Source organism: Providencia sp. PROV130, from assembly GCF_028482225.1.
Lineage (GTDB): Bacteria > Pseudomonadota > Gammaproteobacteria > Enterobacterales > Enterobacteriaceae > Providencia > Providencia rettgeri.
Map to the genome: position 1 here is coordinate 90,090 of NZ_JAMPQC010000025.1, position 17,593 is coordinate 107,682.

Sequence of the window (17,593 nt, forward strand, 5' to 3'; positions counted from 1 at the left end):
CCTAAACCAACCCTAAGCCTCCTGCCTTGCATGGGGCCGGGTTTTTAATTCCTAAATTTATTTTAAATCTATTAAAGGTGATCGAAATGACTATGTCCAAAAAAGCAATTGCTCATGAAAATCAGTTGTCCTTCAACGACCTGTTTGAAGCTGACGACCGGACTTATGAAGCTATTTGCGCTGCCAAAGATGACAGTTATCAACTGCGTTATTCGCAACAGATGGCTTACGAAATTATCCGTGATTCTCTGTACATAATGACTGCTCCCAGAAGTAACATCGAACAGCGTATTGATGAAATTCTCTGGTTCTTTTCTGATAAAAATCAGTCAGACCTTTGCTCTTTCACAAGCTGCTGTTTCTTTGCCAAACTGGATCCCTATGAGACTCGTATGAGTGTTCTGCACCGCTGGAAGCATGATTTGGCTGAACAAGATCGTTTGATTCAGTCCAACCATTACGATGCGCCATCCAATATGGATTTCGTTGATTCACAGCGTCGCGGTTTCGAAAAATACAAGAAAGCGTTCTATCACTACTACCCTGCTGAAGCTGCTCGGAAGTGTGCATAACTGCTTAAAGAATAACGCTGACATTTGTCAGCGTTTTACTTTCTCTTGGAGATATTCATCATGGCTAAATATATTAATTTTGATACTTCTGTCGTGGAGCCACAAAACGGCTTTACCGTTAAAATGATTGATGACCTCATTGGTTACGTGCATGACAATTCACCAAGGCGTAGTGTTAGTCTGTTTGAAACCCTGCCTGTTTTTGAAGAGTCTTTCGTGATCAATACGTACCATCCAATGGCCCCAGATTCATTGGAAATACACTTTTTCCGTGATGAAGCGGGTAATTGGTGGCCGTACATGACCGTTGACGCACTGTGTTTAGTAAATACGTTAACAAATTACGGCTATAGTTTGATGGACTCCGAGGGTTAAGCCATGCTGATACCTTACGTGTCTTTCACGTCAAACAAACGGTCATTTTTAATCCGTGAAACCTCAATAGCTCAGTCCTGGCCTGATAGTCGCCACGCTGACGTTGAGACATTTGTGCTCTCTACTGGCAAAGTGCTTCGCGCCACCGACATTAAACGTTTTAACTTCATAGATATCGCTGCACATGAGGAACCTATTCCCGTCGCAGTAAACGATAATATTAACTTCTGAAAAGCAAAGGCCCCTTCGTGGGTCTTTCGTTTTGGTGAACTGTATGAGTGCTTGTGCATTGATTGAATACAATAACGCCTCCGCAAAACTGCGTGGCGTTGTCGTTCCCGGTGATGAGGCTTGTGTTAAATATGCTTTATCACGTTGGGCTGTGATTGCATTTCGTATCCGCAATACAGACGACAAATTCACCCGCATACCGGTTGAGGATTGGATTGAAGGTATTCAGGCAACTGTTAGCCCTTCCCCTGCTCGCGAACGCATCTTGGCCGCTTTGGCCCGTTGCAAACCCGGTATTTTTTAACTTCCTAAATTCATAAATCTATTAAAGAGGTACGTATGTCTCATTCTGTTGAATTGAGCATTTACGGTTTCGTATCTGAGAATATGCCCCTTTGGCCTACTTCTGATGTTCAAGAACAAGCTGATTTGGCGTTAATTCATTCCGATATGCTGACTGTGAAGCTGCTTAATGATCGTGGACTTGGCATTGCCAATACTGCGTTTGGTGTTAACCAAAACGAATCCCAGGTGTTAAAGCTGGCGACGCGTTTTGCGTATTGTTGTGCATGTGGCCGTTTCTCCGACCAAAGCCTTGACCTTCTCAAAAAAGAGATAGTCATGCTTGGCCGAGAATTGTGTTCCAAGTTCTTCGACTCAACGATGGCTGAGGCTATTCGTTTCGTGGCACATGAGCCCGAGTTCATGAAAGAACAAAGTGTTTGGTGATCATAACTATCATTTTTATCTACAGGAGTATTACTCATGCGTTACGTTACCTCTGATAATCGCTACACCACTACCTTCCCAATCGCTGTTCGCAACATCCTGCTGGAAATTGTGCCCGTTGATGAAGAAGATTATTCGCGCGGTTCTGATTTGCGCGATTATCAAGGAGTGGTTATTAATGAAGAAACCTATATCGACATCAATCATCGCTTTGCTGATTTAGAAGGCGAAGTTCGGACGTTGCTTGCGATGAACCGAATTGGTGTGGGTACGCAATCTTACAATGACCCTGACTGTCCGTCTCTGAGTATTAATCAAGCATTATTGATTAACCTGGCGTTGGATTTGAACGGTGTCATACATACTAGCCTGTACCTGGAATTGTTTAAGAAAAACATATTCTGCGCACAGATGTTGGTGAGTATTGTGGAGATGGCTGAAGCTGTTTTATCTGATGATGAAGAGCAGAACGTTTTCAAAGACACGCTCTTTGGTGGTGTCTACTCTCGTTTCAGTAATGGATTAAAAGCACGCCTGTTTCAGTGATTGCTTTTTTATGCCCTCAAACTCCCTTCTTGGTGATGTATGAAAAATTTACTTAAATTCCTTCCGCTGATTCCTGCGTTTATCATTGCTGCTGCAACTGTGTTTTTCGGTTTTGATGTTATGACAATGGTGGTTGTTCTTGTCACCTTGTCTGTCATTGCTGCTGGTTGTGTTGCTCTGGCCGTATATTTCATCGTTCTCATCCTTCAAGATGTTTACGGTAAAATCATGAAACAGCGTCAGGCTGTATAACTTTATTTAACTTCCCCTCCGCGCAGTCTCCTGGCTGTGCTTAACTTCCCTCAGTGAGCCTTAAAATGAAACTTAATACCCTTCGCTTCTTCTCTCTTGTTTTCACTGTTGCAATTGCCGTTATTGTGATTGTCTTCGGTGGACATTTTGGACTCAAGATAACAGAGGACTTTGTTATCAAAGTTCTTCTGATTGTCTCGATGCCTATCGCGTTTACACGCGACAAGAGCAAAACGTAATCTCAGCCTAGGGTAACTACCCTAAAACCCTGTCTTCGGACAGGGTTTTTTTTTGCTTTTTTTTACCCTCTATAACCTGTGTTGCATTAATGGACAATGCAAGCTAAGTAAACAAAACGAACATATCAGTCAATTTCAATCAAACCCAGTACCCATGCCGTTTTTGGCCTCGTTTTGCTGCCCTTTTTTGCCGTTTTCCTTATCTGTCTATGACAAAATGACCGCTCATTGATTCATCAGATGAGGGATTTGATGAAACTTCTCGTATGTGCTCACAGCCGCTCGATGCTCATGCCTGTTTTTAAGCTGCCAGCCCTACTTTGCACTGATTCCAATCGACTCAGCTTGCAACGTGAACTTGAACGAAAGTACGGTGGACGCATGACACTCGATGAGGCTTGTAGAGAAATTGGCATTAAGCCCGAAAGCATCATTAAAAAGATCGGGCAACAAAGGTATCGACACTATCAACTGTGCCAACAGCTGGAAAAAGCCAGGGTTTTCAAGGGGAAAAACTCTTTTTTCTGGACTGACAGGATAGCGGCAATTCTTACCAAAGGTAATGAAGATGAAATTCCAAAGTTTCAGTAAAACAGTCATCGCTACCCTGGTATTTGGGGTGCTCTCTGCTCATGCGGTAGCAGAAAGTGGCAAAGATAAACAAAAGGCCACCAGCGGACAGGTAACTGCTGGTGGCACCTCGTTTCTGGATGGGAAAGAGGAAGGTTGGTTCTGGAAAAAGACGCCTCCTGAACCGCCGGAAGAAATGGAACCAGAGCCTACGGTTGCTAAAACGGACAAAGCCGAAGATCAGGACAAGCAAATGCCTGTTCCCGAACCTTCCGTTACGGTTGCTGCTGAAGAGGGACCGGAAGCCTTCACCGTGGCCTGGTACCGGGAAAATGTACAAAAACTGCGTGACCGCGCGATCGACGACCCAACTCAGGAAAATGTTCGCGCCTATTATCTTGCTCAGCGCATCATGTTGGACAAGGCTAGCAGGTTTACTGATATGGCGCGCTTAGTGACGTCTACAGACCCGCTGATTGATGAAAGCAGTCGTCGCTCCACGTCAACCTTCGGCGCTATGGATCAGTCTGCTGAGGCTGAGAAAAACTCGCGGCTGGTCATCAAGGACATTGCCACCCGTGCGGGTGTTTTCTTCTTCTTCCGAGGCGATGATTGCTCCATCTGTGTGAAACAAGCAGCGGTCATGAATACGTTCACTTACATGACAGGCATGAAAGTCATTCCTATCTCGATTGATGGCAAGCCAATGCCTGGAAACATCATGGAAAACTGGCGTGCGGATACTGGTCAAGCTGCTAAGTTGCAGATCACCAATACACCCGCTCTTGCACTGGCTATTCCACCAGAAGCGACACGCATTCTTTCATTCGGCCCTCTCAGTGCCGATCAGTTGATATCCCGCACTATTATGATTGCGCATGACTCGGGGCTTATCACCGACGAGCAGTACAAAAGCACGCTTCCGTACAACGACAATGGGTATATCGACTCAAACATCCTTAAAGACATGCCGGAAGAGTACCTGGAAAACTCGGACGACTTCATCAAATACATTCAGAAAAAATCTGGGTACGCAGTGTCAACCAAGCCGAACAACGGTAGCGGGGGTAAGTAAATTATGGGTACAACGAAAGCGAAAGCTACGGGATTTAAACGCACTATTCTGGCCGTTTCGGTGGCACTTTCAGGGCTGTTCGCATCATCAGCAAACGCTGCGGATATTAGCTCTCAGCTGGACAGTATGTTTGGCTCTATGTCAAACACAACCAGTGCTGGTGACTATCACAGCATCACGCGCGATGGCTATACAGGGGGGGGATTTGTGCTACGCAACAAACTGCGAACACTTACGCCTGTAGCGATTGATCTTCCTTCTGCTTCAGGTGGTTGTGGTGGTATCGACCTTTTCGGTGGTTCTTTTTCATTTATTAACGCCGAGCAGTTTGTTCAGATGCTGCGTAACATCGCTGCTAACGCGGCGGGGCTGGCTTTCCAACTGGCACTGAACGCGATGGACGCCGTTCTGGATAACGCTATTTCAAAAATGCAGGCGGTAATCCAACAGATGAATGATCTGACTGTTAACTCTTGTCAGCTCGCTAAAGGATTATTGGTTGATACTGCTTCAGCGTTTGGTGAAAGCGCGAAAATGTCCGTTTCTTCGCAATTGTCTTCAGACGGTATCACAGACCAGTTCAAAGCCATGTGGGGTAGCGCTGGTGGTGGCGAAGCTCCAGAAAGAACGCAGGATGACGCTGGAAAGCGCAAGCCTTGCGGGGACTATGGTAATTTGATGTGGTGTCTACTTCAAAATGGACAATTTTCATCTCAGTTTGAGGGCTCAGAGCAACAGCAAAAAGAACTCGTGATGTCGCTGACCGGTACTATCATCATAGGTCAAGGTCTGGGCAGAGATAAAGATGGTTCTGCGACTAAATCTGTTATTCGACTGGCCCCTCTAGCTACCTCAACCGTACTCAATTCAGTGATTAATGGTGATCCTGAATTCCAAATGTGGAGTTGTGTAGGTCAAACTGAAACCTGTGAGGGTCCTGTCCAACAGACTATTGGCCTGAATGGCGTGGCAAATACGATCAATAATTTCTTCGTTTACGGTGGGTATCTGTTATCGGCAAATGAAGGGGGGGCGGTCAGCGAAGAGCGTCTTCGCCAAGCGGTTTACTATAACGTGGGAGGGGCTGCAAACAAGGCGACTACCCTTGCGCGCCGTGATCTGAACGCAAGTTATTCGTATGTACGTGATATTGCCCCGGTACTTTCATATTCAGCTGCGTATCAATACCTTAATGATTTGCTAACCGCAGCAGCGACGGGCGCTCGTTATGCTCAGTCAAATGACAATTCAGCTTCGGCATATTATGAAGATGTTTTGAAAATGATTGAGGACGCACGCAAAAATCTGGACATGTCATATTCCACGATGGCCTCACGGTATGGTGGTGAAGTGAAGATCCAAGAATACTTCCAACATTACATGCAATCGCTGCCGCTCACTGAGTTCCAGAGTGAAGGTTCGGTTGATGGCGCTCTCTAAGGGGATAGGAACAAATGACTGAGTGGAACGTCTATACCGTCGGTGATATCGAATTCATGCATAATGTATTCAATGCCATCGCTATGCTCATGAACAGCGGCATGTTTTCTGATTTGTTCCGTATCGCAGCGTTGTTGGGCGTGATCGGAATTGTTATTTCCTCAGCTATTTCAGCGGGGAAAACAATTTCATTCCAGAACATGGCAGTTTGTATCGTCATGTATATGGTGTTTTTCCAGGTCTCTGCCCGCGTCAATATTGAGGATGTGACCTCGGGTCGTTTCCGGGCAGTCGATAATGTTCCTGCTGGACTAGCTGCTTCGGCTTCGATTATTTCAACAGTGGGTTATTCCATCACGGAGAAAATGGAACAGGCATTTTCAACGCCATCCATGACGGAGTACGGTGCGCTTGATCCTCTGGTAGCTTTATCCACTTACTATGATTCTATGAAGAACCCAATGCGTTGGTTTATGGCAAACGAAAAACCGCGTGTGGATTTTGCGCGTAGTGTTCAGAACTACATGAAAACCTGTGTTATGAATGACATTGCGCGCGGGGCAAAGACCTATTCAACACTCTATCGTAGCGCGGAGGGCGTTCAAGGGCTTCGGTCTAATGATGCATTTCAACGGGTTGTTTTGTTTGATGGGCAGATGGTAGGTTGGGACCCTAATACCCCCGATATCAAAGACACTTCGTCCCAGTACACCTGCGCTGAAGCCTATGACAAGTTGAATATGATGCATTCTACTTCTAGTAAAATGCTTTCCGCGGCTTTCCAACGTTCATACAACGCATTAGGACGCGATTGCCAACCAGGTCATGCCTGTACCCAGAACTCAAAAGTACAAGAGGTTATGAACTTTTATAACATCAGTGGTACAACCATGCGTGATTTCCAAATGACCATGATCATGTACCCGTACCTTCGTGACGTGCCTAAATACGGCTATGAAGCCGCCTTCCGTGGTGCGGCAGCGGTCACTCGCGCTCAAACCCAAACCCAACAGGCTTTCCAGTGGGCTTCTTCAGGAGCGTCTTTCCTCTCCTGGATGGCTGCATTTATGCCTATATTCCAAGGATTAATCTACGCGCTCACCCCTTTCATGGCTTTCTTATTCGGGTTAGGGATTATGGGAGTTCGATTGGTCATGAAATACTTCCTTGTGATTATTTGGACTCAGACATGGATGCCACTTGCTGCAATCGTCAATATGTACATACTGGTGCATACCCAGACTAACTTGTCAGTTATCTTCAGAGATCCTGGGCAAGTGTCGTTTGATAAGCTTTATATCATGCTCTATGAAACGCAAAAGAGTATCGGTCTGGCAGGTAACCTCTATGCAATGATCCCTGCTTTAGGGGGGTTCATCGTCTGGGGTAGCTCTGTGGCCTTTAACTCATTAGCAAATTCTGCGGCCGCACCGCATGCGGCAGATACCAAACAGATGGCTCCGGACATTTCAAATGCGCCAGCCATCAGCAACCGAAGCGCCGATGTGAACTATGACCGCTCCAGCGGTACTGTCATGGGTGGGGCATCTTCTGCATTGCCTAAGTTTGACATGAAGCAATCTGCCTCAACCAACCTTGCCAGCGCTAAGCAGAACGTTGAATCAGCCTCTGTAGAACGGTCAGCATCTGAAGGGAGAATGTTCCAAGAAGTTGCATCAAGTATGAGAAACGGCACCCAATCTCAGCAAAGTCAAGATGCGATGCAGGCAGCATTAGGTTCACTAACCTCATCCCAACGTTCATTTGTTCAAGACGTTGCTTCGCGTAACGGGACATCCGAAGCTGAGGCTTTAACAGCCTTAAATATGGGCTCAGTGCAAGGGACTGCTCAAGCTAAAGCGGGTCTGGAGTTTGCAGGATCAGGCGCATCCGTTTCTGGTTCTGCTTCCTTACAGCGTAATGAGTCGGCCACGAAAGGTAAAACCCACACTGCCGACGCCAGTTATTCAAGCAGCGATAACGCCTCAAGCAGTGACGCAATGAGTTCTCAACTTAGCCAAATCAGGTCTCAGTCTTCAATGGCCTATTACAGCAGCATGCAAGCGGCTGGGCAAAGCACTGCGGCAACACAACAATACGCTGAAGCTTATAAAAAGCAGGAATCGGCTCAAAAATCCTATTCTGAAGCGCAGCAGTATTCGATGAGTAGCTCACTGGGCCAGAGTATGAACTCTGCACAGATAGCTCAAGCTATCGGTGGAAACTACGAGGCTCAAGCTGCATTGACTCAAGTGTTGGCAGGTCGCGAAGACTTATCTCAGCGGATTAATGAGGATACTGCACGCCTCTCTTCATTAGGGATGACGCAGGAAGATGCGCATACATTCGCCCAGTTCAGTGCGGCAGCATCAATCGGCCAAGCTGGCGAGGTTGCTAAGTTATCAGGCTTCGTGAGTGGAGGTTCACAACAACCAGAGGTGAGTGCAGAAGCAGCCAGGGCAAATCAGGGGATTGCGAGTAAGGCCGAGCAAGCAGAAGGTCATATTAACAACATTGCAGGCGGTGTTGATGGTAGCTCAAGTTCGACCCAAGGTCAGGCAGCTGCTGGTATCGCCGGTAACTACGCAGAATCTGCCCCTGGTACGGCTCAAGGGCGCGTCATTGATAAACACTTCGATAACAGAAAAATGGTGGATAACCATGAAGCTCGTTCAACTCAAGAGATGAACACCATGAGAGGCAACGCGGCGCGTTACGAGTTGGTGAACAAATCAAACTATGGGATGACCGGGGATGCAATGCCTAAGGTTCAGAGCGCCTTAGACAAGGTCTCAAATGGTATTAAGCCGGGTGGTTTCTCTTATCAGGAAGGTTACGGTCAGGCGCAAGAAATGGCCTCTCAAGTGACTGGTGTTAGCGGTGAAAGAGGCGAAAACGCTAAAAATGCCATTTCTCACTTGTATGGGACAGTCAAAGACAAAGACAATACACCGGAGCAAATGGAATACGCTCGCATTCAAGCCTTCCACGCAGTCACCCTCGCAACAGGTGGTGAATACGTGAACGGCAGACTTGAAGGCGGCGACCAGCAGTTGGCGATGGCGATTATTGGCAAGGTAGAATCCACGAAAAGCAACATGCATCGCACTGATGCTCATGTTGTTAAAGAATCTGTCGAGTCAATCATGTCAGATCACACTAAGAAATAAAGCTAGCAGGTCAATACACAAAAGCCTCCAAATGGAGGCTTTTTTTGTCTGAATCACGTTAGCCGGTAATCAACATGTAGGCGGCTGGGATACTCAGCACCAGCCAGAACATACAAAGTGCAATGTCTCGTTGAACACCGGGCGGTTTTGGTGGTGATTTTTTCGTTCTTACTGGTGTGTTATCGATCACAATGGGAGGTAGATAATCTACGCCGTGCGCGCCGAATGTACTCATTTTCAACTCCAAAATATCAGTTAAAGAAAAGCACCTCGTTTTGCTGCCCTTCTTTCTTGCCCGTATACACCATTGATTTATGCTTGCTCAATGGCGTCTCTATGTGTTGATTCTCTCACACTTCTTTCCAGCGACGAAATTTTCAGTGAAGCGCCTACTACCAATGCCTGCCATCTCTACAAGGTGATTACGAATGATAACCCTTTTTAGGAAAAATTGGTTTTCAAAAGCGGTCTGCACGCTGTTCACGATGAGCCACTTGGGTGTCGCAATGTATGCCCCCTATGCTTACTCGTCGAACTCAACTTCCAGTGCTCAGTCCGCAGTTGAATTCTATAAGTCTCTACCGGGCCTTTCTGCGAATAGCAACGGCACCGTTCAATACGGAAACGGCGAAGCTGTTAATTTAAATAGTGTTTATCCCAGTGAAGGTTCATCCACCTCACTCGATCAACTCAAATCTGTTTACGGGAATGATGGGGAGACTCAGAAGCTTGGTTTTGATACTGGCTCAGCACTGGCGTCAGAATCATCTCTTCGTGGTGAAGCCTATCGTGCGGTTGCAGGCTCAACGAAGACCACGGCTAAAATCAAGATCACAGACTCCATCTTCGACAAGCACAAGGACTTTCTGGCGAACCAAGATAAGTACATGCAGGATCTTGATGACTGCTCGATGACCTCTGAGCTCAATACCGATGGTGTCAAGCAGCACATTCCTGACATGAAAGAATGCACCCGCACCACCAGCGTAAGCGGGACGTATCGCCTAACGCATCCTTACGTCGCAGGGTTCCTGAGTCATAGCTCAGGCTCTGCAAACATCGAAGGCTGCGGTGAGGCCTGCGTCACTCTCTGGGTAGGTCGTGTCGGTGACAACTACTGGGATGGTCGCTGCAAAATATATGAAGAGTACACTGGGGTTCGAGTATATAACCCGCAAGCTATTTCAAGTGCAAAACTGACCTACGCAACTTGGGATGACTACATGCAAATCTACCTGGGTGATAAAAAGGTATTTGCTGGACCCGTTGCTGGCATGAAAGACGCTGGGACTGATGGAAAATATCGTCCTTGGAACTATAAAAAAGGGGAGCTATTCCCGCCGGAAACCGATGGACCTTGTGAGTTGGACACAAGTTGGCGTGTAGATCCGCAAGCAGATGTAACTCAAAACTTCCAAGAAGTCCAAAATGGCGACGAGTTGATCTTCAAAACCCGTGTTTCAGTGTATGGCAATGGTGAGGGTTACGCAAAACTGGAAGTACGTTATGACCCTTCCAAGGCTGTCAGCAAAGATGAATGGATTGCTGATAATCAGGACGGTTTTAATACCTTTTTGGATGCCGTAAATCAAGGTTATTGCCAAAACTACTCGGTGACCTGTAACGAAACAGTCACGCCGGATGCCAACGGCTGCGCGTATATCAATGGGGTTACCGTCTGTGAAAAAGACCTCAAGACGCCCCCTATCGGAGGGCTTTCGCCGTTCTGCCGTAGCGCAACTGTTGTCTCGAACTGTGGTACCGACGCCGGGGTTAACAACTCCTGTAAAGATTTTGATAGCAACAATGCCTGTAACTTCATCAAATCCACCTGTATCACAGGGGCGGCTGGTGGGCAAAGTGGCTGCTGGCAAGCCACAGAAACTTGGGACTGCGGCCAAGATGTCACAGTGCCAAGCACTACACAAACCGAGACGTACCAATGTGCAGGCGCAGTGCAGTGCATTAACGGCACCTGCTTAACGCCTGAATCAGAACCTAGCGGTGACTTCCAAACGGCTGTGGCAATGCTTCAGGCAGCGACTTATGCAGTGAACGAAATGACCTGCGGTGACGAAACCATCAACGTTGACCGTGCCTGTTCGTTGTTTAAAGGCGAAGCGGCCACATGTAAATCAGCGTTAGGTGGTTGGGTCGATTGCTGTAATCAACCGGTTGATGTTAGCTGGATTGAATACCTTCAGCTAACCTACTACACCCTCAAGGTTTCCGATGCCCTTGCAGTTAAAGCCGGTATGTTTGAGCAAGGTAAAGGCTTGTTCGACATGGGATCTGAATTGGCTAATAGTGCAATTGACGCAATCACTAAACCAGCAATGTCAGCATTGGATAGCTTAACTGGTAATGCTGGCTCGGCAGTTGCAGATAAAGTTGCTGACCTTGGTATCGGTCAGGTAATGGATCAGGCTATAGGCACACTGACTAAGCAAGTGGCCCAATGGACCCTTGATACTTTTGGGGCAAGTGTTACCAATGCTATATTCCAGGCTGGGGGCACTGCTGGTGGAACCGCTGTATCGGATGGTGTTTTGGCTTCTTCCGTTGAACTTTCATCTACCATTACTTCTGCTATTTCAGTGGTGGGATATGCATACATGGCTTACCAGATAGCAAATATCCTCGTGAACATTATCTGGGCATGCACGGCTGATGAATTCAAACTGGCAGTGAAAAAGGAAACCAAACTCGCCACCTTCATAGACAGTTGGTGCCAGAGTAAGCTCCTTGGTCAATGTATTGAAAAACGGTCCAGTTACTGCACCTTCAACTCACAGATTGGCCGCATCTTCCAAGAGCAGGGGCGAGCTCAATTGGGGATCGGATGGGGGGATAACAAAAATCCTGATTGTCGCGGTTTGACCCTAGAAGAGTTTGGCCGTATCGACTTCTCCAAAGTAGATCTCTCTGAGTGGATTGGTTCCCTCTACTCCGCTGATTTGCTCCCCACTCCAGAGTCTGTAAACCTTGACAGCATTACGGGAAAAGGTAGCATTCTGAACGTTGATGGAACGCGTAAGAACAGTCTCGAACGATTCCAGAGTGGTGTTGATAGTATCGACGTTTACGATCTGAAGGAGAAAGCAGGTGACTCTATTCAAGTAAGGTAGGGACTCTGTAGGTAATAAAAAACCCCGCTGGAATTTTCCTCGCGGGGTTTCTTTTTTTGGCGGAAACGAACTTATTTTTTAAATTCTAATGCCCGGCCATTATGGAATACGTATGGCGCGTGCTCTTGCGAGCCCGGCACAAACAATGCACGCTTAGCACCTAGAGCTACGGAAATCTCCTTCATTAACGCCAGGTTCTCTTTTTTAGCAGCAAGATAGAAGAAGCAAGACGACGCATATCCGGAACGATACTCGCTAGGATTCACTACCGTCGGTGGTTTGGGTAAATACCCGGTGTCTTTAGCTTTGCTCAATGAGAACCATTTCCAGCTTTTATCCTTACCACAAAGTTCGTAATCTTCGAAACCTTCCATCTTTGGAGCAAAAGATTTAAAGACTTTATGCATTTCGGCCTGATCAATTTCTCGATCGCCCCCAGCCCAGGAGCCGAATAAAACAACCCCATCAACATAAGGCTGAGGTCGTTTAGCAGTTAAAAAACCAGTTAATGCAATGAACGGGTCCTTAATAGCAAGCCCCCCAACGAGCTCAGCTGTACCCGCACCAGAGCGTTGGATCTTAGCTACCTCACCAGCTCGTACAGGGGTTTCGAGAGGGAGAATGTTACCGCCATCAACCAGCTTATTATAAATAACGTAATTATCACCAGCATCGTTAATCAAACGCATTTCCATAGAGCGCGCGAACTGCAATGCTTCAGACGGATTCACATCAACCGGCATCGGTTCAGGTTTGGATGCGCAACCGGTCATTACCATCGCCAGGGTGATCAGTGATGCGGTCAAAATCTTTTTCATGTCGAGTACCTTTGGTTTGTAGGATTGCAGGTAAGTAGTTTTTCGTGTTGAGATCATAGTAACCCCGCCTTAACCGCTGACGAAGAAATCTGAGCAAAAAAAATCCCCTATTTTTAAATAAGGGATCTATCGCTATGAATTTGATTTAAATTGAATCTTTCCAAGCGGTTAGCACTTGCTGATGGCTGCATGACGCATCTTTCGTGCAAGGTACTTTAATGGCGGGTTCGAAATTGCCCGGAATAAAATCCCCTGATTGAGGGTAAATCTCTGTCTTCAGTTCTGGGTCGTAGAAAACAAAAGGTGCATACACTTTGTTTACCCCCCATCCCCAGCCAACAGAATCTGGAATGATGTACCCCGCCGTGGAGGAAATGTCTTTCACGATCAGCCGTTTCTTAAACTCGCCAAACTTTGACTTGCAAAGCTCAGGTGAGTCCAGTTTCTGGCACAGATTCACGCGCATATAACCAGGTGCGACCAACTGGCTACCCGGCAACGTTTTAAAAGCACATCCCTGCAAAGCTAATACTGCCAATACCCCAACTAAAATACGCATTTGCATTAATGAGCCTTATCTTCGCAGAACGGGCACTTCTGCTTTTTATTCGAACGATCACCGTCAAAAGGAGTGATGAAGGACATTTTGCAATGTACGCATTTCACCATTCGGATCTCATCAGAACGGAAGTCACGCGCCAGTGTCCAGGCCTCATTTGGATGAAGCATAACATCTGCCGCAATTGTCGGTCTGAAGCGCATATTCAGTTCGCGATAGACTTCAAATGAATCGACGACTTCACTGATATCATCCTGATTGCTAGGGTCTTTGGCGCGACGAAGATAGATGCTCATAAAGTTGGTAGCTTCCAATTTTTTAGGCTGTGAAGCCAAGAAAGTTTCCGAGAGTTTCAAGCGTCCAATTGCCACTTCTTCCTGACCGAACTGTTTTTTCAAATGGTCAATGAGTCGGTCACTGGCATTCAACGACGTGGTGATGATGCGACGTCGGAATCCCAGTTTGACCATCCGCTGTGCCAAAGCAAAAATGTCTTCATCTTTTACGAGTGCGGCTTTCATAGATCTGTGCTCCAATGTTCATAACGTAATTGTAAATAGGCTGGCAAAGTCATGTGCGGGTTATCACTGCCAAAGACTGAGCTCCACTCTCCAGAAGCGAGCTCACGCAGCGAACGAACTGGTTTGATATACAGCTCACCTTTTATGATGGCGTCAATTGTTTGACTGTCATCGAGCCGCTCAATGAAGTTCAACGCTTCATCGGAGCCTAACCAATAAAATGACTCGGCCAGCGTGCCGTTTAGAATTTTCACCCGGATGCTGAACACGAGAAGTGCGAGCCGGAGAATATAGGAGTCATGCCGGACGAAGTTATCCACTTCAGTGAGTTTACGACCAGGCATGTAGTCAACGATGAATACAGGTACGTTGTAAGATTTAACAGATTTTGTCAGCTGAGCTAAAAGGTCTTTGTCTTTTAACACGGAGCGGTCATCTTCAGACAGGACAAACGGACTGCGGAAAAAAGATTGCGCGCGTGTTTCCAGTGAAGCGGCACAGCTTAATAAAGAGATATTTTCATTAACCATTTTCAATCAGCCTCTTCCAGATCCTGAGCACATTCGTACCGTACCAACGCGCTTTTTCACGCAGTGCCGGGTTCGGAGTGTGATAACTACCTATTGCTAAAACGATGTCATCTGGGGAGTTTTTGATAGCGTTGCATAACACTTTCGCACCAACCCGAATGTTAGTGTCTACATCCAGAAGTTCTTCTGGATTGCTGACGTACTTCCCGTTCCAGCGATAGTTGACCTGGGCGATACCGATATCGGTTACTTTAGATGCGGCCATATAGCGCTTAAGCGCACGTTTCGCATCTTCGTAGTTTTTTGGATAGTAGGCACCGTAAACTGCATTATTCAGTGCCCACGGACTTGGGGCGACATAACCGCCGCCACCGGCACGCTGTTTGCTTTCCCATAAAGCAACGGCGTATAAGAGATGTGGATCAAGACCGCATTCTTTCTTGGCATGTTTTTCCCATGCCGTTCCTCGCAAATCAACCACACCAGCTTGTGCTGGAAGTATTTGAGATGAGAGGATTACTGCTGCCACACTGGCGCTTAACAGTAATTTACCCATTTTGTTTACCCCTAACCCAACAGAGTGGCTTAGCCTAAGCGGAACCGTTTACGCGGTAACGCGGGCTCTGTTTGGATCGATTTTTCAGCGTTTACATCGGTATCCCTCACAGTGGATTGAGCGCCCACTGATACCGACAATGTATTTTCGCTTCCTGCCTCGCTCTTCATCAGCACCGCCCCACACGGCTCCGAAGACTCAATAATGCTTCCTGGTATATTGGATACTGCTTTTACTGCTTGTGATACCAACGGCTGAGCTACTTGCTGTTTTGCTAACTCAGGTTGGTTTTCAGAATAAGACGATTGTAGACCGGTCCCCACCGGCGACGAAATATTCTGCCCTTTTTCTTCTCCTTTTTCCAATTTTTGTGAGCGCGGCTTCTCGCTAACCTTTCCTTTCTTGTAGATTTTGGGCGCAGCTTCGCGCCCTAACCCTTCAAGATAAGCCCTGTTCGCCAGGGCTACCAGTGCGCTACTTCTTTTGCCCGGCGGACAGGAGTCAAGGTACGCAGCGAGCTCAGGACAAAGAATGTCATTAATCGTCACCCGTAACTGCATGGCGCATCCTTATCCTTTATTCGTCACCGTAAATGACAGTGTCAACGCCGTAGTTCCAGAAGCCAATTGCGTTGCTGGCTACCGGATTGGGGCTTGTAACAACGCGGGCATTCTGGAAGGCTTCCCGCACAGCCAATTCATAATAAGGAGCGCCACCCCCGGCTGTGACAATGATGTGAATTGCGCCCAACGAGCGGACATTTTTGCGTAGCTCTTTCACCACGCCACCCGCGATCTGCGGAATAACTTTGCTTAGCAGTGGCTTGATTTCAATGTGGCGCGCCCCATTAAAGAATGTTGGCGCATCTTTACGCAGTGCGATTTCGACCATTTCCGGCAGGTCATCCCGACGCTCATGCGGGTTTTCTTCATTGAGCGTGCGCACAATCCCTTCAATGATCGTACTGGTCGCTTTCAGTGAAGAACCACTGGAGCTCATCACACGGCTACCGTTGCTGAAAGCCACATAATCCATAGAGAAAAAACCAGGGTCGATGACCAAAATATTGGACTCAGACAGTTCATCCTCACTGATAAAGCCTTCGCGATTAGCAACATCGTTAATAACACCAACGCCTTGTGGGATCACCATCACTTGCTTGACGGTTACTTTCGTGGTCGGATTAATCGCGAACGTTCCCGTTAATCTGGCGACCAACTTGGAGCGTTCGTTATCATCACTGGCGAGCCTTACTGGCAAACCGGTTACCAACAGGTCAATGGTATTCCCAACTTGTTCGGCAATTTTCGCCAGCGCGCCAAAGTACAGCGCCAAGTACATTTCCGTGGTGTGATAACTGTCATGCAGTTCACGCCCGTCCGGACGATCTGTGAATGCACGCCACATGTTCCCGTTCGGGTAGACGGTGACTTCATGATCACGGTTGCGCTTCACCAAATTCACGTCTTCCTCTTCCTCCGTGGTGGCATATGCCGGGAAAATTGAGACGTCTGGCACAGAAGCAAAAGCATCGCCAGTCGCAATTTTGACGTTGCTGTAACCAATATCCACACCACATACGACCGCGTTTTTCTTACTCATTTGTTAACCTTTTATTAACATAACAACAATTTGCGACACCCTTCTGTCCCCCCTCATCCTTGCCCTTTCATTCTGTAGGCAAGGTGAAACAGTTGTGATGTCACCCCGAAAAATTCGTTCGCCCCGAGACAATCGGAGCACATCATAGCCATTCAAAAAATACAAAACACCCTTTTTTATCGACAAAACGGGGACAAAAAAGGCCATAATTCACGGCTATTTTTGGCCGTGATTAATGGCTAGATTTAGCCCTCATTTAAGGCCTGATTTGTCCCTGATTTGTGGCTAGATATAGCCGTAAATCAGGGCTGTCGATTCATGATGAAACCTTGTTTTTAATGCACATTACCCTTTGGTTTTATCATGAGCATCTCCGCTGACGAAATTACCTAACCCAAATAAAGGTCATAATTTCACCAATTAGACCAAAATATTTTTAACAGCCAACTCTGACTATCCCACCTCTTTTATGTCGATTTTCTGACCATTTAGAGGATGGGCTGGGTGGGATTAATTTGGTTGCAAATCAGAAAAGCACCCCATTTTGAGGACAAAAAAACTTGATGGGAAGTGTTGTTTTGGTGCTTAGTGTGCCTGGTGATTAGAAAACGGAACGACTTTTAAACTCTGATGCCTTTCTTTTCGCCATGAGAGTGCTAATCACGGGAAATGCCACAAGA

Annotated in this window: 20 protein-coding genes; 12 read left to right on the forward strand and 8 right to left on the reverse strand. The window is 46.9% G+C overall.

Annotated features, from left to right (window positions below; genetic code table 11):
* Window positions 1-86: 86 nt before the first annotated feature.
* The 11 genes from PSF28_RS17540 to PSF28_RS17590 all read left to right on the forward strand — a co-directional run bounded on the left by PSF28_RS17540 (window position 87) and on the right by PSF28_RS17590 (window position 9,199).
* Window positions 87-572: a hypothetical protein gene (locus PSF28_RS17540; protein WP_094962191.1), complete on the forward strand. Its 486-nt coding sequence runs from the start codon at window positions 87-89 to the stop codon at window positions 570-572.
* Window positions 573-632: 60 nt separating this feature from the next.
* Window positions 633-947, forward strand: a complete 315-nt coding sequence (locus tag PSF28_RS17545) for a hypothetical protein (RefSeq protein ID WP_094962190.1) — start codon at window positions 633-635, stop codon at window positions 945-947.
* 3 nt (window positions 948-950) lie between these two features.
* Window positions 951-1,178 carry a hypothetical protein gene (locus tag PSF28_RS17550; RefSeq protein WP_094962189.1) on the forward strand — a complete coding sequence of 76 codons (228 nt, stop codon included), beginning with the start codon at window positions 951-953 and terminating at the stop codon, window positions 1,176-1,178.
* Window positions 1,179-1,221: 43 nt separating this feature from the next.
* The gene (locus PSF28_RS17555; protein ID WP_094962188.1) at window positions 1,222-1,482 is read left to right on the forward strand and encodes a hypothetical protein; all 261 of its coding nucleotides are present in this window, start codon (window positions 1,222-1,224) and stop codon (window positions 1,480-1,482) included.
* A 35-nt stretch (window positions 1,483-1,517) separates the two neighbouring features.
* Window positions 1,518-1,907, forward strand: a complete 390-nt coding sequence (locus tag PSF28_RS17560) for a hypothetical protein (protein ID WP_094962187.1) — start codon at window positions 1,518-1,520, stop codon at window positions 1,905-1,907.
* 36 nt (window positions 1,908-1,943) lie between these two features.
* A complete protein-coding gene (locus PSF28_RS17565) occupies window positions 1,944-2,453 on the forward strand; it encodes a hypothetical protein (protein ID WP_094962186.1) in 510 nt (169 codons plus the stop codon).
* 39 nt (window positions 2,454-2,492) lie between these two features.
* Window positions 2,493-2,705 (forward strand): hypothetical protein, encoded by a 213-nt coding sequence (locus PSF28_RS17570; protein WP_094962185.1) that lies wholly within the window; start codon window positions 2,493-2,495, stop codon window positions 2,703-2,705.
* A gap of 491 nt (window positions 2,706-3,196) precedes the next feature.
* Window positions 3,197-3,535 carry a hypothetical protein gene (locus tag PSF28_RS17575; protein ID WP_165568268.1) on the forward strand — a complete coding sequence of 113 codons (339 nt, stop codon included), beginning with the start codon at window positions 3,197-3,199 and terminating at the stop codon, window positions 3,533-3,535.
* A complete protein-coding gene (gene traF / locus PSF28_RS17580; RefSeq protein WP_094962572.1) occupies window positions 3,513-4,589 on the forward strand; it encodes a conjugal transfer protein TraF in 1,077 nt (358 codons plus the stop codon). Before PSF28_RS17575 ends, traF begins: the two co-directional genes overlap by 23 nt.
* 3 nt (window positions 4,590-4,592) lie before the next feature.
* On the forward strand, window positions 4,593-6,029 hold the full coding sequence (locus PSF28_RS17585; protein ID WP_131680368.1) for a conjugal transfer protein TraH: 1,437 nt from the start codon (window positions 4,593-4,595) through the stop codon (window positions 6,027-6,029).
* 14 nt (window positions 6,030-6,043) lie between these two features.
* Window positions 6,044-9,199, forward strand: coding sequence for a conjugal transfer protein TraG N-terminal domain-containing protein (locus PSF28_RS17590; protein WP_140172836.1), 3,156 nt, complete (start codon window positions 6,044-6,046; stop codon window positions 9,197-9,199).
* 58 nt (window positions 9,200-9,257) lie between these two features.
* Here PSF28_RS17590 and PSF28_RS17595 read toward each other — a convergent pair whose 3' ends face one another.
* Window positions 9,258-9,434, reverse strand: coding sequence for a hypothetical protein (locus PSF28_RS17595; RefSeq protein WP_163768397.1), 177 nt, complete (start codon window positions 9,432-9,434; stop codon window positions 9,258-9,260).
* Window positions 9,435-9,627: 193 nt separating this feature from the next.
* Between PSF28_RS17595 and traN the strand changes: the two genes are divergently transcribed.
* Window positions 9,628-12,327, forward strand: coding sequence for a conjugal transfer mating pair stabilization protein TraN (gene traN, locus PSF28_RS17600; RefSeq protein ID WP_136135411.1), 2,700 nt, complete (start codon window positions 9,628-9,630; stop codon window positions 12,325-12,327).
* A 71-nt stretch (window positions 12,328-12,398) separates the two neighbouring features.
* Here the strand turns inward: traN and PSF28_RS17605 are convergent, their stop codons facing one another.
* From PSF28_RS17605 to PSF28_RS17635, 7 genes are all read right to left on the reverse strand, one after another.
* Entirely contained in the window at window positions 12,399-13,145 is a 747-nt protein-coding gene (locus PSF28_RS17605; RefSeq protein ID WP_131680371.1) for a hypothetical protein, read from the reverse strand.
* 145 nt (window positions 13,146-13,290) lie between these two features.
* A complete protein-coding gene (locus tag PSF28_RS17610) occupies window positions 13,291-13,710 on the reverse strand; it encodes a hypothetical protein (protein WP_094962577.1) in 420 nt (139 codons plus the stop codon).
* A complete protein-coding gene (locus tag PSF28_RS17615) occupies window positions 13,710-14,225 on the reverse strand; it encodes a FlhC family transcriptional regulator (RefSeq protein ID WP_094962578.1) in 516 nt (171 codons plus the stop codon). Before PSF28_RS17615 ends, PSF28_RS17610 begins: the two co-directional genes overlap by 1 nt.
* Complete coding sequence (locus PSF28_RS17620) at window positions 14,222-14,755, reverse strand: hypothetical protein (RefSeq protein ID WP_131680373.1); 534 nt, start codon at window positions 14,753-14,755, stop codon at window positions 14,222-14,224. Before PSF28_RS17620 ends, PSF28_RS17615 begins: the two co-directional genes overlap by 4 nt.
* Window positions 14,748-15,311 (reverse strand): transglycosylase SLT domain-containing protein, encoded by a 564-nt coding sequence (locus PSF28_RS17625; RefSeq protein ID WP_131680374.1) that lies wholly within the window; start codon window positions 15,309-15,311, stop codon window positions 14,748-14,750. Before PSF28_RS17625 ends, PSF28_RS17620 begins: the two co-directional genes overlap by 8 nt.
* A gap of 29 nt (window positions 15,312-15,340) precedes the next feature.
* Window positions 15,341-15,871 carry a hypothetical protein gene (locus tag PSF28_RS17630; protein WP_131680375.1) on the reverse strand — a complete coding sequence of 177 codons (531 nt, stop codon included), beginning with the start codon at window positions 15,869-15,871 and terminating at the stop codon, window positions 15,341-15,343.
* A 16-nt stretch (window positions 15,872-15,887) separates the two neighbouring features.
* The gene (locus PSF28_RS17635; RefSeq protein WP_136135409.1) at window positions 15,888-16,913 is read right to left on the reverse strand and encodes a ParM/StbA family protein; all 1,026 of its coding nucleotides are present in this window, start codon (window positions 16,911-16,913) and stop codon (window positions 15,888-15,890) included.
* Between the last annotated feature and the right edge of the window lie 680 nt (window positions 16,914-17,593).

Bases quoted from the DNA above. Each gene is read 5' to 3' on its own strand.
- PSF28_RS17540 (WP_094962191.1), top strand. From the start codon at position 87: ATGACTATGTCCAAAAAAGCAATTGCTCATGAAAATCAGTTGTCCTTC.
- PSF28_RS17545 (WP_094962190.1), top strand. From the start codon at position 633: ATGGCTAAATATATTAATTTTGATACTTCTGTCGTGGAGCCACAAAAC.
- PSF28_RS17550 (WP_094962189.1), top strand. From the start codon at position 951: ATGCTGATACCTTACGTGTCTTTCACGTCAAACAAACGGTCATTTTTA.
- PSF28_RS17555 (WP_094962188.1), top strand. From the start codon at position 1,222: ATGAGTGCTTGTGCATTGATTGAATACAATAACGCCTCCGCAAAACTG.
- PSF28_RS17560 (WP_094962187.1), top strand. From the start codon at position 1,518: ATGTCTCATTCTGTTGAATTGAGCATTTACGGTTTCGTATCTGAGAAT.
- PSF28_RS17565 (WP_094962186.1), top strand. From the start codon at position 1,944: ATGCGTTACGTTACCTCTGATAATCGCTACACCACTACCTTCCCAATC.
- PSF28_RS17570 (WP_094962185.1), top strand. From the start codon at position 2,493: ATGAAAAATTTACTTAAATTCCTTCCGCTGATTCCTGCGTTTATCATT.
- PSF28_RS17575 (WP_165568268.1), top strand. From the start codon at position 3,197: ATGAAACTTCTCGTATGTGCTCACAGCCGCTCGATGCTCATGCCTGTT.
- traF (WP_094962572.1), top strand. From the start codon at position 3,513: ATGAAATTCCAAAGTTTCAGTAAAACAGTCATCGCTACCCTGGTATTT.
- PSF28_RS17585 (WP_131680368.1), top strand. From the start codon at position 4,593: ATGGGTACAACGAAAGCGAAAGCTACGGGATTTAAACGCACTATTCTG.
- PSF28_RS17590 (WP_140172836.1), top strand. From the start codon at position 6,044: ATGACTGAGTGGAACGTCTATACCGTCGGTGATATCGAATTCATGCAT.
- PSF28_RS17595 (WP_163768397.1), bottom strand. From the start codon at position 9,434: ATGAGTACATTCGGCGCGCACGGCGTAGATTATCTACCTCCCATTGTG.
- traN (WP_136135411.1), top strand. From the start codon at position 9,628: ATGATAACCCTTTTTAGGAAAAATTGGTTTTCAAAAGCGGTCTGCACG.
- PSF28_RS17605 (WP_131680371.1), bottom strand. From the start codon at position 13,145: ATGAAAAAGATTTTGACCGCATCACTGATCACCCTGGCGATGGTAATG.
- PSF28_RS17610 (WP_094962577.1), bottom strand. From the start codon at position 13,710: ATGCAAATGCGTATTTTAGTTGGGGTATTGGCAGTATTAGCTTTGCAG.
- PSF28_RS17615 (WP_094962578.1), bottom strand. From the start codon at position 14,225: ATGAAAGCCGCACTCGTAAAAGATGAAGACATTTTTGCTTTGGCACAG.
- PSF28_RS17620 (WP_131680373.1), bottom strand. From the start codon at position 14,755: ATGGTTAATGAAAATATCTCTTTATTAAGCTGTGCCGCTTCACTGGAA.
- PSF28_RS17625 (WP_131680374.1), bottom strand. From the start codon at position 15,311: ATGGGTAAATTACTGTTAAGCGCCAGTGTGGCAGCAGTAATCCTCTCA.
- PSF28_RS17630 (WP_131680375.1), bottom strand. From the start codon at position 15,871: ATGCAGTTACGGGTGACGATTAATGACATTCTTTGTCCTGAGCTCGCT.
- PSF28_RS17635 (WP_136135409.1), bottom strand. From the start codon at position 16,913: ATGAGTAAGAAAAACGCGGTCGTATGTGGTGTGGATATTGGTTACAGC.